We start from the raw sequence: 15,500 nt of genomic DNA on the forward strand, positions 1-15,500 counted from the left end.
CTTAGCTGGCTTTTTCTAATTTACTCCCCTTTAGTTTTGTAAGGATTGTTCCTGTTAAGAAGATAGAGAGTGTACCAATAACTATAATCATGTTAGCATTTAGCGGATTTTTCAGATAACTATACTGCTCCGGAATTAAATAAGAAAGAGACATCCACACAATAACCAATAGTCCAACTACCGTAGCTGCAAATGCTTCCATATTTCCTGATTTCTTACTCATAATACCTAAAAGGAACAAGCCCAGCATACCACCAGCGAAAATACCAGACAATTGCCACCAGATGTCCAGAATACTTTGTACTCCAATCATTGCAATACCGCAAACCATTCCTATTAAACCGAAAACAACGGTCGAGATATGCAATAATCTTAAGTTTTGCTTATCATTTATATTTGGTTTAAAATAACGTTTATAAATATCTTCTGTAAAAACAGTAGCTGAAGCATTCATTCCTGAGCTGATGGTACTCATTGCAGCTGATAGAATAGCTGAAACAATCAGACCAATTAGTCCAGTAGGAATCATAGTTACCATAAAATGTGGCATCACCTTATCTCCATAGTCTGCAGGCTGAAGTGTTGCAGCCAAATTCTGTATGTCTATAGCTGACACTCCTGCGCCTAAACGTTCAGCAGCAACCTGTAGCTTGATAGGCTCTATCATTTCCGGGTTAATCTGATAATAGGCGTATAAACAAGTTCCAATGATAAAAAATAATAAAGAGGCAGGTACATAGATCCATACACAAAGCCATACAGATTTAGCAGCTTCTTTTGCTGATGATGCAGTATGGTATCGTTGTACATAATTCTGGTCCATCCCAAAGTTATTGAGATTAATAAAAAAGCCGTACAACATGATGACCCAAAAGGTAGCTTGTGTGAAGTCAAGATTAAAACTGCCAAAACTAAATTTGTTATCGGCCTTACCAATTTCAATAATTTTAGAAAACCCGCCAGGCATATTGGAAACCACCAGGTATATAATTAAAATTGCACCCAGGGTTTTTAATACCCCCTGAACAACTTCTGTCCATATAACAGCTTCAATACCACCCATTACCGTATAAATAATGATACAGATACCTGTTACAATCATTATAATCTCCATACTATAACCTGTTAAAGCTTGTAGTGTTAAAGAGATACCAAAAAATATGGATCCCATACGCGCCAGTTGTGTAAGCAAGAAACAAGCTACAGCATAAGTACGCGCCCAGGGTCCAAAACGTTTTTCCAGATTGGTATAAGCTGAGACTTCTCCCGTAGCACGGTAAAACGGAACAAAGTATTTTGCGGCAACCCAGGCTGCAAGTGGCATCGACAAACTGAATACAAATGCATTCCAATTTGAGCCAAAAGCTTTGCCCGGTACGCCTAGAAAAGTATTGCTACTCAAAAAAGTAGCATAGATAGAGAGCCCAATTGCCCATCCCGGTATTGCACCAGAGGCCTTGGAATATTGATCAGAATTTTTATTCCTGCGAGAAAAATAAACTCCAACCATTACCATTGCCACCAAATAGGCAAGTATAATAGCTAGGTCCAATATTGGAAGGTTTTTCATTATTCGTTTATATGATTAGTATTTGGTTTCGCCAGGAATTTACCTTAGCAGTGCTTGTTATTTATACAAAAGTATTCCAATAGGGACTTCATGCTGTTATAGATTTTTTCTAATATATATATTATCTTATCAATAACTATACAATAGCATCTACAACAGTTTTTATCCAAAAACTTCCTCTGGTAAGACAAAGTTTTCTATCAGATTACCAAGTTTTTCATATTTATCGTATAGTTTCTCATAAACTAACACACGGTCCTTATCCGGATAATATGTTTTATCAAAACCGCTGTTCATCATTTTTTGTGCAGTGCCAATATCTGCATGTATTCCACTAACTGTGGCTGCAAACATAGCCGCACCTAATGCACATACCTGCTCACTGGTTGCAACAGCAATCTTAACATTTAATACATCTGCAAGGGTTTGCATGATGTAACTTGACTTTTTAGCAATTCCTCCTATAGCAATAACCTCATTAATAGGAATATGCTCTGCTTCAAAACGTTTTACAATAGCTTTTGAACCAAAAGCAGTAGCTTCTACAAATGCTTTAAACAATGCTGCAGCATCTGTACCCAGACCAAGCCCCATTATGCCAGCTTTTAGTTGTTGATTAGCGTCGGGTGTACGACGACCGTTGATCCAGTCTAATGCAACCACATCATTTTCAGTAACCGGAAGCTCACGTGCTTTCAATGTTAGTGCAGGAAGTATCCCTTCAATAATCCGATCAATATCTGCAGCAGACAAAACACCTTTAGTCAGCTCTTTTACTGGGAATGACAATATCTGTTGAAACCAGTAGTAATAATCTCCAAATGCAGATTGTCCGGCCTCCATACCAATCATCCCAGAAACAATAGATCCATTTACCTGTCCACATATTCCTTTGATCAGGCTACCATCAAAACCTTCAGCAGGAACTGTCAGCATATCACAAGTAGACGTTCCCATTACCTTTACCAAAGCAAAAGGCTGTATGGCTGCACCTACAGCTCCAAAATGAGCATCAAGTGCACCAACACCTATCACCACGTCAGCAGGCAAGCCCAATCTATCCGCCCATTCCGCAGAAATAACACCAGCACTTACATCAGAAGTATAAGTTTCCGAAAACAAGCGACTACGGATTCCATTTAATCTTGAATCTAATGCAGTTAGAAATTCCTGTGAGGGCAATCCATCAAAGTCTTCATGCCACATTGCTTTGTGACCAGCTGCACAACGACTTCGTTTTAATTTAAGTGGATCAGTATTACCTGTTAATAATGCCGGCATCCAATCACAATGCTCAACCCATGAATATGCATGTTGTGCTATTTGTTCATCAGTTCTTAGGATGTGAAGTATTTTTGACCAGAACCATTCAGAAGAATATATCCCTCCTGAATATTTTGTAAAATCAGTTTCCCATCTTTTAGCCAATGCATTTATTTCATTTGCTTCAGCAATTGCAGTGTGGTCTTTCCACAATACAAACATTGCATTTGGATTTTCTTCAAACTGAGGTAATAAAGCTAATGGAGTTCCATTTTTATCAACTGCTACTGGTGTAGAGCCTGTGGTGTCGATGGAAATGCCTTTGATATTTTCACGAACTTCAGGGTCGACCATGGCCAGTACCACTTTTATCGTAACCTCCATGGCCTCGATAAAATCTTTAGGATGCTGACGGAACTGCGATACCTTAGTATCGCAGTATTTTCCTTCTTTCCAATTACTATATAAATGGACAGCTGTAGCCATTTCCTTCCCTGTATTTGCATCAACTAACAATGCACGGGCAGAATCAGTCCCATAGTCCAGGCCAATTACATATTGTGGTTTAAGCATATTTTTTTCCTTCAGCATCTACGTTTCCACAAAAATGAACTTGTATACCCATTTCTTCAAATGCAGCAGCTTTAATACGACAAGCCTGATGTGCAGTAGCCTCATCTGTAGCATAAACTACCTGAATGTGATTAGACTGATGACGTGCCATCATCTGATCACGAGATACACCGCTTAATGTAGCATGCATAATTGGCCATTGTGGCGTAGTATTTTTCCAACGCCTTTCTGTTTCTTCATTTGGAAGAAATACAACCTCACCTACTCCCAGGTCACAATGTAACGCATCATTCATTATATAAATTCGACTCCAGACAAGGCTACCTGGTTTACTGATACCTTTAAGACTTCCTCCACCAAGATGGAAAAACATTGGTGGTTGTCTTTCACTGCTGGCACCACGGTACCCGTCAATAAAATGTGCTGGAGGTGCAGCACCAGAAATCAGAAATAACCATACATAGTCATCAATTCCATTACCTTTGTAATGCTCACCCCATCTGATGTCATGCAAAGTATTTTCTCCAGGCATGCCTAGTTCTTTCCATAAATGATAGGTCACTAAAGCGTCAATACCTGCACACTGGTCTACCTCATTAAAGTGAGGCAAAGCCTGGTTTGGATACAATTCTTTACCTGATGTTGAAAATACAGGCGGACGATCCTCATTATTCAATAAGCCTTCAGCAAGATCACTTGTTGCAGTAAGGTCTTTCAAACCCTGCTGATATTGAATACCTATCGTATCACATCCAAAATCATCTGAAATACGCATTGCAGCTATGTACATTTTGCACTGATTCAATGTCTGTTCTCTCGTAAGTTCAGTCAAGGTTTCAGTACCCCACTTAAATTTCATCCCTTTATCTAATAACCAGTTAAGTACAGCTTCTGCCTCAGCATCCGTAACAGTAAGCATTTTTGCATACAGTGCAGACTGACTTAATCGTTCTTTAAATATTCCTGTACTATGTAGTAAATCGTCAGGAACAATTGCATTAAACATACCCATGCAACCTTCATCAAACACACCCATTATTGCCTTATTGGTCTTTAAAGTACGACCAAAATTCCTTCCTTTTTCTTCATCTGCCGAAGGAAGAGTAACTGCACTAAAGTCTGTTACATGACTAGTATCATGGTTAATTGTACCTGTAGTTAACCATTCTGCCAAACCTTTATTAAAAAACTCATCAGTAAAATCTTCACTCCACAAACTGCTGTAAACTACCTCAGCTTTGGTTAATGAACCGTTAAGGTTCAACATTCCTACTAATCCTGGCCATTGTCCACTCCAGTTGGCTACAGTTAAAATCGGACCTTTATGGGTGGTTAGTCCAGCCAACACATGATGCGAATACTGCCATACACTTTCAGCTACAATTAAAGGCACATCAGCAGGTATTGTTTTAAACACTTCAATACCCATACGTTGAGAATCTATAAAACCATGTTTTTTCGATTCGTCATAAACATGCGCTCTTTTAATTTTCCATCCTTGTACAGCTAATGCCTTTGCCAGTAATTCTTCCATTTCCTGCTGGGCAGCCCAGCAATCTAAATTGGCCGATAAGCGCAGATCTCCACTGCACACCAGATAAACTTGCTTTTCAGTATTTGTTATCATCTTTATTAAAGGTTTAAATTATACTTGGTTAATATACGTCATATTGACGGATAATATATTGCATACTATCTTTCAAAAATGTAGTATAATGCAAATATGGGGAGCGAATAGTAGAAAACTCTACGAATTTTTGTCTACTTTGTATGATATATTATCATTAACTGTAACTTTCATATATTTTAATTTATTTTAGTTAACAGAATAAACCGGCGTTCCTTTATCAGAACTTCCACCAAATAAAAACTTGTATATGAAACCACATTTTCACAAAGTTCCCGTTAAGCTCGAAACTTCTTTTAGTATACGAAATGACGTTGTTCCTAATTTCGGAACGCTTTGGCATTATCATCCTGAACTGGAACTTCATTACATTAAGAAAGGCGAAGGTGTCCGTTTCATCGGAGACAATATTAGTAATTTTTCGGATGGTGAAATGATATTGCTAGGTGAAAATCTGCCACATACCTGGAGGTGTAAGGACAAATACTTTGAACAGGGTTCTGATTTGAACGTTGAAGCTATAGTCATTCATTTCCTCCCCCATTGTCTTGGACACGATCTGCTGAATTTACCTGAAGCTTATAAGATTTCAAAGCTTTACGAACGGGCGAAAAGAGGATTGGTTATTAAAGGGGAAACAAAAGAAAAGCTGTCAGAATTAATGAGTGCAGCTATTCATGCAGAAAACTTAAGCAGACTTACCATATTATTGTCCATCCTAAGCACACTTGCAGAATCAGACGAATATGAAACGATCACCAATTCTCATGCTTTTTATCAAAGCAATAAAATCGATACAGACCGGATCAATAAGATTTGCAACTATACATTGAGCAATTATAAAAGAGAAATTAGTCTGGAGGAAATATCTTCATTAAGCAATTTAAGCATCACATCATTTTGCAGATATTTTAAATTAATGACAAAAAAAACATACTTCGACTTCCTGACGGAGATTAGGGTTAGTCATGCCTGCAGAATGTTAATTGAGGATAACCTCACTGTTGAAACGATATGTATGGAATCAGGATTTAACAATGCGTCTAATTTTTACAGGCACTTCAAAAAGATTATTGGCAGCACTCCTGTTAAGTATCGTAGTAAGTATTTAAATAAATATATGCTTCAGTAATAGAAAAGAACACTATTAATGGCTTTCTCGATTTTTTAATTTTTATATTTGGTGCAATCCAGCTACCCTAAATAAAAAGTGAGAATCAGCAATAGAAAAAAATACTATAGTTTTCTCAAATACAAAAGAGATTTTCAAAAGTACAGCCTAAAAAAGGTAAGAAGCTATGAAATTGTTTTACACTGGTTAAAAGACAGACTTAGCCGTAATCAATTTTTGATTTTATCTGGTATTCTGGTAGGTTGTACGGCTGGATTAGCAGGTGTATTATTAAAAACTTTAGTTCATTATATACACTATATCATTACCAGTAAAGTACATTTTGAATATCAGATTCTCTTTTATTTTATATTTCCTTTCCTGGGTATTGTCCTGACAACAAGCATTGTACTTTCTGTATTTAAAGGTCAGGACCGTAAAGGCATTGGTGCCATATTACATGAGATTGCGCGAAACTCAAGTATTGTTTCTTCAGTAAAAATGTATTCTCAGATCATACAAAGTGCTGTTACTGTTGGTCTGGGTGGTTCTGCTGGACTAGAAAGTCCGATTGCCGTAACCGGATCTGCCATAGGATCGAACTTTGCACAAACTTACAAGCTTGATTATAGAGAACGAACTCTTCTTTTAGCTGCGGGTGCAACTGCAGGTATAGCCTCGGCATTTAATGCACCGATTGCGGGGATGATGTTTGCATTTGAAATCCTTCTTACCGGCGTTGTATTTTCAGACTTTATTCCACTTGTTGTTGCGGCAGTTTGCGGGAGTTTAATTTCCAGAATTGCACTCCAGGAAGATGTTCTTTTCCATTTTCAGGCACGGGAGGCATTTAATTATCTTAATATTTTATATTACCTTCTATTGGGACTACTTACTGGATTATACGCACGTTATTTTGTGGTAATTTCTCAAAAAATTGAGCACTTTTTTCATAAACTAAAATACTCCAGATTACAAAAAGCAGTTATTGGAGGTCTTATTCTATCACTACTGTGTGTACTTTTTCCTCCATTATTTGGAGAAGGCTATGAAACAGTTAAATCATTTACCAATGGAAATGCGGAATCAGTTCTCCATAATAGCCTATTCAGATACCTGGAATTTAAGGAATGGACGGTTATCGTATTCCTTGGGTTAGTCTGTTTACTTAAAGCTTTCGCAACATCAATTACAATTTTTAGTGGTGGTAATGGTGGAAACTTTGCTCCGGCATTATTTGCAGGTGGAACACTTGGTTATCTGTTTGCTATGACTTGTACTTATCTTGGCATACCCGATGTTCCGGTTACGAATCTGGTATTGGTGGGGATGGCCGGGGTCATGAGCGGTGTTTTATATGCGCCTTTAACAGCTATTTTTCTCATTGCAGAATCCAGCTCTGGTTATGATCTTTTTATTCCGCTCATGATTGTATCAGTTATAGCTTATCTCATAGCAAAATGGTTCTCCCCTGTTTCACCTGAACTGAAAAAAATGGCTGATGATGGTAAAATCTTTACAAGAGAACATGATAAAAACCTGCTTAACCTACTTAACACTCAAATACTGATCGACAAAAATCCACAGATTGTTCATAAAGATGCTCCATTGACCGAGTTATTAGAGGTGATTAAAAATGGGAAGAAAAACATGTTTGCTGTTCTGGATGCTGAACAGCATCTTGTGGGAGTGCTTACGTTAGATGATATGCGTCCATTTCTCTTTGCTAAAGACCTTCAGGCCTCATTAGACATATCAAAAATGATTAAGCCACCAGCAGCTTTAATCCACCCGCAAGACCAGATGCCTGAAATCATTAAGGCCTTTGATGAGACAGGGGCCTGGCACCTGCCTGTTATAAATGATCAGGATGAATTTATCGGGTTTATATCAAAATCATCTATTTTATCGAGTTACAGGCAACTTTTAAAAGAGTATTCTTAACCTTACTTTCTTAAAATCTTATCCATTGCCTTTCCTTTTGCTAATTCATCAATCAGTTTATCCAGATAACGAATCTTCTGCATCAATTCATCTTCAATTTCTTCAACACGGTAACCACAAATTACGCCTGTAATTTTTGAAACATTCGGATTTATCTGTGGTGCAAGAGCAAAGAAATTCTCAAAATCAGTTTTATTCTCGAGATGATATTGAAATGCTTCCTGATCATATCCAGTCAACCAAAATATGATCTCATCTACCTCTTCTTTTGTATGTCCTTTTTTTTCCGCTTTTTGAATGTAATGCGGATAAACGCTGGCAAAAGACATTCTGTAAACTCTGGTATTATTATTCATATTAGCTGTTATTGATTCTCAAAGCTATTAATTTTGCCTTTGAACATCAACATTAAACTTTATCTATTCAATGTATAGGAGCTTAAAATATTATAAAAATTTGCGTAGTCAAATAACTACACTTAAATTTGTAGTCAAATAACTACATAATGAATGTAAGACGAGATGTATTTCAAGCAATAGTAGATCCTACACGCAGGGCTATATTGTTATTAGTTGCTTCACAGGCAATGACTGCCGGCGCCATAGCCGCAAACTTTGATACTGCCCGACCAACTGTTTCAAAACACCTGCAAATACTTACAGAGTGCGAATTACTTAAACAAGAGCAAAAGGGCAGAGAAATTTACTATAACATTAATGCAAAAAAAATGAAGGAAGTAGCTGACTTTATTGAACCGTTCCGCCAAATGTGGGATGACAGGTTTAATAAATTAGAGTCCATCATGAAGAACTACAAAACAACCTGACTATGGAACAAAAAACAAAAATTAATGCCCTGGAGGACAAACAAGAAATCTTGATTACCAGAGAATTTGATTTACCGGTAGAATTACTTTTCAAAGCCTACATAGAACCAGAGATTGTGGAACAATGGATGGGGACAAAAGTCCTGAAGCTGGAAAACAAAAAATATGGTTGCTATCAATTCGAAACAAGTGATCCCAAAGGAAATGTTGTGTTAAAAATGAATGGGGTGATTCATGAATTTATTTCAAATCAAAAAATCACCCGTACGTTTGAAATGGAAAATTCACCTTTTGACGTTCAACTTGAATTTCTGCAATTCGAAAGACTTACTAAAGAGACAAGTAAACTTAATATGCATGTTATCTACAAATCAGTTGAAGTTAGAGACCAGATACTTAAGCTTCCATTTGCCCAGGGTATTAATATGGCACACAACCGCTTACAAGAGATCTTAAACCAAAAAAACAACAAATCATGACAACAAAAACAACCAAAATAATCTATTGGATTGCCACCCTTTGGCTTGCATTAGGAATGCTATCAACAGGAATAGTTCAGCTACTTAAAATGAAGGAAGAAGTAAATCTGATGACAACTTTAGGCTATCCATCCTACTTATTGACTATCCTCGGTATTTGGAAAATATTAGGAGTTATAGCAGTACTTATTCCTAAATTTCCTTTACTAAAGGAATGGGCTTATGCAGGTTTCTTTTTTACTATGACAGGTGCCGTTATTTCACACCTTATTGTTGGAGATAGTGCCAAAAATCTTTTTGGACCAGTATTATTGCTAGTCTTAACAACAGTTTCATGGTATTTCAGGTCTGCGGATAGAAGAATTAATTAATCGGTTATTGATCTATAGTAATTTTTAATTCCTTAATCATTTGCTTCCGACCATAAACGCTACTATTTGCGACTACAAAAGTGGCAGTGTATTCACCTGGTGCTGTATAAATATACTGATAAGATGGAGATACAGCATCAGAAACGATCTTGATGGGCAATGATTTATCCAAACCTAAATTTACCTCTTCAGATTTATATATTGGTGCACTTATAGCCCACGCCTCTTTGAAAGTGTCATTTAAAAGAATTCCGGTTAAATAAATCCTTGTAGCATTGACATTAGGAACAGTTGTTGCACCATCAAATCCTTCACCCAGCACTACTTTATATTTAAAATCTACGAAGTTATACTTGACACTTGATAAGGCGGGATATTCTGCTATTACATTTTGAAGTTTAAAATCAATGACCTGAAATAAAGTTCTGGACGAGTTTGCTGCTGTTTTATAAAACCATGCGAAGTAAACAGGTTTATTGTCCAAAGGGAACAATTCAGAAATATCTGACTCACCGGAATCAAAGAATGTTGCACCTGTACCAATATCTGGAATAAAAAAACGAGTAGAGATATCATTCCAGTTAGCATTTCTGACAGACTCCCTATCATATTTACCATTAAAATCTGTAGAATACTTTAAGGCGCAGCAATCGGAATTTGTACCTGAGTATTTAGCAGACTTAAAAGTGAGTACTGAATTTGACTTATAAATTCTCTCTTGATCATGAAATTTATATTGAGATCCAATTTCACCAGAATAGAATGAAATAAAATCTGATTCTCCTTCAAAGTTAAATACAACAGTATCACCGACCTTATAATTATTCTTTTCAACAGTAACTTTTAAGGTGGGCTCATTTATATCATAATCTTTTGCACAGGAAAAACATAAAGAGAGCGCGCAAATATTGAGTATTAAATATCTTCTTTTCATTGTTATTAAATTTACCATCCTACATTTTGAACTAATTTCCGATTGACGCCCAATTCATAAGTAGGAATAGGCCATATCACATCTCGTGGTTTTGCATTATTGTAATAGTCCCTGGCGGAGACCAAATAAGAAGTTGTTCCTGCAGGAACAAGGCTGGCTACATATTTGAAATTGTTATAAAAATCACCCCAGCGTACCAGATCATTCTTACGTAAAGTCTCAAAACACAATTCCCTTGCTCTTTCTTCTTTTATTTCAGCTTTAAAGTCAACATATGACAAATTAGTAATGTCAACCAAAGCATTAGGCTCCTTTACTTTCGCACCGATAGCTCGTCTTCGAACCTGGTTAATAGCTTCTTTCGCTTCTAGTGTCGGTTGACTTAAAGATTCATTAATAGCTTCTGCATACATCAACAACACATCCGCATATCTTAATAAAGGAAAGTTCTGAGGTGTATTTGTTGTGCTCTTAGGTAAAAGAATTTCACTCTCTCTCCTAAACTTTCCTACATACCGTTGAAAAGGTGTTCCTGTAGTCCAATTGACTTTTACTCTTGGAGTTCCAGAGTAAGAATAAGGCGCAATTGCCCAGTCTCTTCTTAAATCGTTTGCTTTATATATGCCATACAACCATGAGCTTGATCGTGCTGCACCTACTGAATACCCTACATTTGAATTATCTGCAGGATAAGCTACACCATTAATTCTCCCTACCGATCCACCAGTATTGACATAAATACCGCTTCCATTCCCCCAAAAGTCTACTTCTAAAATACTTTCTTTTGTATCAAATTTATCTTGAGCATAATTGATAAATACACTTTCATAAGACTGGTTCAAGTCGTGAAAATTTAACGACATAACCTTTTCAGCCCATTCTGCAGCCTTTCCATATTGGGCAGTTTCATTTAATGGTTGCCCCGCTCTATATAAACATACTCTAGCCAATATTCCCCAAGCTGCCGACTTACTGATCTCAGCCCCTGATGATATAGCTGTAATTGGTTTCAGTAAATCTGCAGATAATTCCAGATCTGCGACAACCGCATCATATACTTCTTTTGTCGAAGATCGGGGTATCAACAAATCTTCTGTTTTGGCAGACCTTGTCGCCCTTAAAGTCAATGGTACACCACCAAATTTGTTGACCAACATAAAATAATAATAACCCCGTAAAAACAATGCCTGCCCTTTTATATGATTACGATCTACATCATTTATATCGATATCCTTATTGTCAACATTCTCCAGCAACAAATTAGCCCTATTGATACCACGATAAAGTGTACGATAATAACTCAGTATCCTTAAATCAGTTGCAAATACCGTGTAATCTCCTACCGAAGCCTGATCAACACTATAAGATTCATAACCTTCATCTCCATCAAGGCCCATCCTACCAATCATACTGCTTCCATATAACAATGGATCTGCTAGTATAGCATAAACACCACGCAAAGCAGCATTCAATTGTGTTTCATTATTATAGTACTCATCAGCCACCAGCTTATATTCTTCAGGCTTAATATCTAGAATTTTATTACAGGACATACTTAGCATCAAACTAAATAGTACTAAGAATTTAAGTTTTGTTTTCATATCTGATAGCTGAATTTATAAAACGAGTTTAACTCCGAAAGTCAGTATTCTATTTCTAGCATAAGCAGAATAGTCAAACCCAGGAGTGAGTATAGAATTTTTAGTAGATACTTCCGGATCTAATCCCGAGTAATTGGTCCAGGTATATAGGTTTTGTCCTGAAACATAAACATCAAATTCAGACAGGCCACGAATTATTTTTTTTGGGAAAGAATAACTGAGTTGAACTGTTTTTAGCCTTAAGAATGACCCATCTTCTAATGTTCTTGTTGAATAAACACCTTTTGGCCCGCTTCCATCAATTCTAAAGTACTTATTATTTTGATTTTCGGGTGTCCAGCGATCATTATAGGTAGAAAACTGATTGAAGTGACGATCTGCAGGGTTTCCTTCCAGATTTAATCGGTTTGCGTTCATAATATCATTTCCATAACTCCATTGAAAAAACACATTCAGACTCAGGTTTTTGTATTTAAAATTATTATTGAACCCTCCAAAATGCAATGGCAAACCACGACCAATTATAACCTGATCCTTTTCATTGACAATACCATCACCATTTTGGTCAATATATTTGATATCACCAGGTTGAATAGTAGAAGCATCATTACCATTTGTGGGAACTGTAGGTTTTAAAACATAACTTCCATCAGACTTTTGATCAAAGTCAGAATATTGATAATTTCCATCCCAAACCACTCCATAAAATGAAGCGACAGGCATTCCTACTTTAGCTAAATAAAGACTTGTTCCATTATAGTCTGTGCTAAAACTCACTGTGGAAAGCAAACTAGATTCACCTTCAGTTAATGCGAGCACCTTATTCCTATTGAAGGAAATGTTGAAATCACTAATCCAGGAGAAATTTCTTGTTTTGACATTAGTAGTATTTAATGACAATTCCAGGCCTGTATTCTGAACCTTCCCAATATTTTTAATTACTTTGTTAAAGCCACTACTCGAAGGTATATTGGCATTTAGCAAGAGGTCCCTGGTTACTTTCTTATAATAATCTATCACAAGATTAACTCTGTTTTTAAATAGCGATAGTTCATAACCAATATCTATTTGTGAAGTTTTCTCCCATTTGATATCTTCATTCCCTAAATTATCTATTACAATAGCGTATTCTGGGGCCCCACCATTAGCCGAATAATAATCTCCAATATCCAGAGTCATAAACCTTGTAAAATCATTTATCCTATTATTTCCAGTAATGCCATAGCTAAATCTCAGTTTTGAATCTGATACAAAGCTCAGTCTTTTCATAAAGTCTTCTTTACCCATTTGCCATGCAAATGCTCCTGATGGAAAATATGCCCATCTATTTTGTTTAGAGAACTTGGACGATGCATCAGCCCTGAATGATGCAGTAAAAAGGTATTTTGATTTGTATGTATAATTAGTTCTTCCCAAAAATGACACAAGTGAATTACTGGAAGCTGAGGATGTAATCTTATTTGGAATGCCCAATTCTAACGCTCTAAGACCTAATTCCTCATGAGGAATTTTAACGGATACAAAACCATAGTTATCTAACTTACTCCCTTGAGCCGTTGCACCAATCATAACATTAAACTCGTTGTTTTTGTCTATACGATTCTTATAAGTCAGTGTATTTTCACTTGCCCAATCATTTAACTGTAAGTCGTTGAAGGAACCATTAACGTCGTTAAGATTATTAGGCGATGGAAATCCCCGATAAGTTTTAGAATTGTTAAATGCCTCATTCCGTGTTAATCGAGATGCATAGCTACCTCGGATGTCAAGTTTAAAATTCTTTAAAAAATCATAAGTCAATCCTGAGTTAAGTGTAAATATTGTTTTGCTTTGTTGACGGATTTCATTTTTTGTAGATATAACCGGGTTCATGGCTAATACTGATGTTGTACTGACATCATCATCAAATAACTCTTCTTCTATATCAACTCCGGAGTTCGTATTCAACGGTCTGTACGACCAAACCCTATACATTAAATAAGTAGCATAGGAATTGGCCGTGGATGCAGCAGAGGCAACAGTTTGCCCAAAATTATCATCTTTTGAATAGCTAACATTAATTGAAGCCTTTAATTTAGGAGTGATAGTTTGACTTACCGTTGCACGCATTTGTTTTCTATTAAATCCAGAATTTAGAATCACTCCATCCTGATTTACAATCCCTCCGGAGAAAGAATAACGTGTTTGTTCATTTCCTCCGCGAAGAGATAGGCTGTGATTCTGATTAAATGCATCTCGGAAAATTTTATCCTGCCAATCAATCGATTCAGCATTTCTATAGTCCTCTAATGTCAGATTTGGTTTCGTTAGATAAATGGTAGACATATTATTATAATCTCTATCAAGTTGATAACGAACAAAATCATATGGATTCATTAGCTCCATCTTCTTTGTTGGCTGATGGATTCCAACAAATCCATTATAGGATACTACAGGCCTACCAATTTTTCCCTTTTTAGTTTCAATAATAATTACGCCATTAGCTCCGCGGGTACCATAAATTGCAGTAGCCGAAGCGTCCTTTAAAACACTAATAGATTCAATATCATCTGGATTTAGGGCATTCGGATTAAAATCTTCTAAAGGGAAACCGTCTACTACATATAATGGGGAGTTACTTTGGGTAATAGAATTTCCTCCCCGAATGACAATATTCACCTCATCACCAGGTTGTCCTGAGTTTGAAGATACCTGGACTCCTGGGATACGGCCGGCCAATGCCTCATCGAAAGAAGATACAGGAGCTTTGACCATATCTTCCATTTTCACCTCAGATACAGAGCCAGTGATATCTTTGCGCTTCACCGAACCATATCCAATAATAACAACTTCATTTAAACCCTCAGAGGATGGTTTAAGCTTAATAGTCCCGCCTTTTATAGCACCGACTTTGACCTGAAAGTTCTCATATCCAACAAAGGAAAGAAGAAGCGTTTCAGTATCTGAAGCTCGAAGATTAAACTTACCTTCCCGATCAGTAACAGTAGCTCTTTTTAATTCTTCCTTTATCCTGACATGAACTCCGACTAACGTTTCATTGTTTTCATCAAGGACGGTAGCCCGAACCAGCTTTTGAACTGGTTGTTGGGCCTTCAAACTGGATCCAGCAAGTACCGATAGCAATATTACTAAAACCTGTAAAGATCTTACTAATTGCTGGTAGCAATGTTTTGCATTCATAAAAGAAATATTTGATTGATT

The 15,500-nt window shown here is 36.7% G+C and carries 12 protein-coding genes; 5 read left to right on the plus strand and 7 right to left on the minus strand.

Features of this window, described 5'->3' with window-relative positions:
* Position 1: 1 nt before the first annotated feature.
* The 3 genes from ABDJ41_RS05950 to ABDJ41_RS05960 form a co-directional block, all read right to left on the minus strand.
* A complete protein-coding gene (locus ABDJ41_RS05950) occupies positions 2-1,570 on the minus strand; it encodes a sodium:solute symporter family protein (RefSeq protein ID WP_349784912.1) in 1,569 nt (522 codons plus the stop codon).
* A 162-nt stretch (positions 1,571-1,732) separates the two neighbouring features.
* Positions 1,733-3,406, minus strand: a complete 1,674-nt coding sequence (locus tag ABDJ41_RS05955; protein WP_349784913.1) for a ribulokinase — start codon at positions 3,404-3,406, stop codon at positions 1,733-1,735.
* A complete protein-coding gene (locus ABDJ41_RS05960; protein ID WP_349784914.1) occupies positions 3,399-5,033 on the minus strand; it encodes a fucose isomerase in 1,635 nt (544 codons plus the stop codon). Before ABDJ41_RS05960 ends, ABDJ41_RS05955 begins: the two co-directional genes overlap by 8 nt.
* A 250-nt stretch (positions 5,034-5,283) precedes the next feature.
* On the opposite strand from ABDJ41_RS05960, the gene ABDJ41_RS05965 reads away from it, so the two are divergent.
* Together ABDJ41_RS05965 and ABDJ41_RS05970 are read left to right on the plus strand one after the other, a co-directional pair.
* The gene (locus ABDJ41_RS05965) at positions 5,284-6,165 is read left to right on the plus strand and encodes an AraC family transcriptional regulator (protein WP_349784916.1); all 882 of its coding nucleotides are present in this window, start codon (positions 5,284-5,286) and stop codon (positions 6,163-6,165) included.
* A gap of 78 nt (positions 6,166-6,243) precedes the next feature.
* Positions 6,244-8,088 (plus strand): chloride channel protein, encoded by a 1,845-nt coding sequence (locus ABDJ41_RS05970; protein ID WP_349784917.1) that lies wholly within the window; start codon positions 6,244-6,246, stop codon positions 8,086-8,088.
* 2 nt (positions 8,089-8,090) lie between these two features.
* Here ABDJ41_RS05970 and ABDJ41_RS05975 read toward each other — a convergent pair whose 3' ends face one another.
* The gene (locus ABDJ41_RS05975) at positions 8,091-8,444 is read right to left on the minus strand and encodes a DUF2200 domain-containing protein (RefSeq protein WP_349784918.1); all 354 of its coding nucleotides are present in this window, start codon (positions 8,442-8,444) and stop codon (positions 8,091-8,093) included.
* A 149-nt stretch (positions 8,445-8,593) separates the two neighbouring features.
* Here ABDJ41_RS05975 and ABDJ41_RS05980 point away from each other — a divergent pair, with 149 nt between their 5' ends.
* The 3 genes from ABDJ41_RS05980 to ABDJ41_RS05990 are packed head-to-tail and all read left to right on the plus strand — an operon-like array spanning position 8,594 to position 9,764.
* Positions 8,594-8,914 carry an ArsR/SmtB family transcription factor gene (locus ABDJ41_RS05980; protein WP_349784919.1) on the plus strand — a complete coding sequence of 107 codons (321 nt, stop codon included), beginning with the start codon at positions 8,594-8,596 and terminating at the stop codon, positions 8,912-8,914.
* A 2-nt stretch (positions 8,915-8,916) separates the two neighbouring features.
* The gene (locus ABDJ41_RS05985) at positions 8,917-9,393 is read left to right on the plus strand and encodes an SRPBCC domain-containing protein (RefSeq protein WP_349784920.1); all 477 of its coding nucleotides are present in this window, start codon (positions 8,917-8,919) and stop codon (positions 9,391-9,393) included.
* Positions 9,390-9,764 carry a DoxX family protein gene (locus ABDJ41_RS05990; protein ID WP_349784921.1) on the plus strand — a complete coding sequence of 125 codons (375 nt, stop codon included), beginning with the start codon at positions 9,390-9,392 and terminating at the stop codon, positions 9,762-9,764. The genes ABDJ41_RS05985 and ABDJ41_RS05990 overlap by 4 nt, the downstream gene beginning before the upstream one ends.
* A gap of 4 nt (positions 9,765-9,768) precedes the next feature.
* On the opposite strand, the gene ABDJ41_RS05995 is transcribed toward ABDJ41_RS05990, so the two are convergent.
* From ABDJ41_RS05995 to ABDJ41_RS06005, 3 genes are read right to left on the minus strand one after another with little or no spacing between them, the layout of a single operon-like run.
* Positions 9,769-10,698, minus strand: a complete 930-nt coding sequence (locus tag ABDJ41_RS05995) for a DUF5017 domain-containing protein (RefSeq protein WP_349784922.1) — start codon at positions 10,696-10,698, stop codon at positions 9,769-9,771.
* A gap of 11 nt (positions 10,699-10,709) precedes the next feature.
* A complete protein-coding gene (locus tag ABDJ41_RS06000) occupies positions 10,710-12,299 on the minus strand; it encodes a RagB/SusD family nutrient uptake outer membrane protein (protein ID WP_349784924.1) in 1,590 nt (529 codons plus the stop codon).
* Positions 12,300-12,314: 15 nt separating this feature from the next.
* Entirely contained in the window at positions 12,315-15,479 is a 3,165-nt protein-coding gene (locus tag ABDJ41_RS06005) for a SusC/RagA family TonB-linked outer membrane protein (protein WP_349784925.1), read from the minus strand.
* Positions 15,480-15,500: the final 21 nt, after the last annotated feature.

This window comes from Pedobacter sp. ASV1-7, from assembly GCF_040203335.1.
In the GTDB taxonomy this organism is placed as follows: domain Bacteria; phylum Bacteroidota; class Bacteroidia; order Sphingobacteriales; family Sphingobacteriaceae; genus Pedobacter.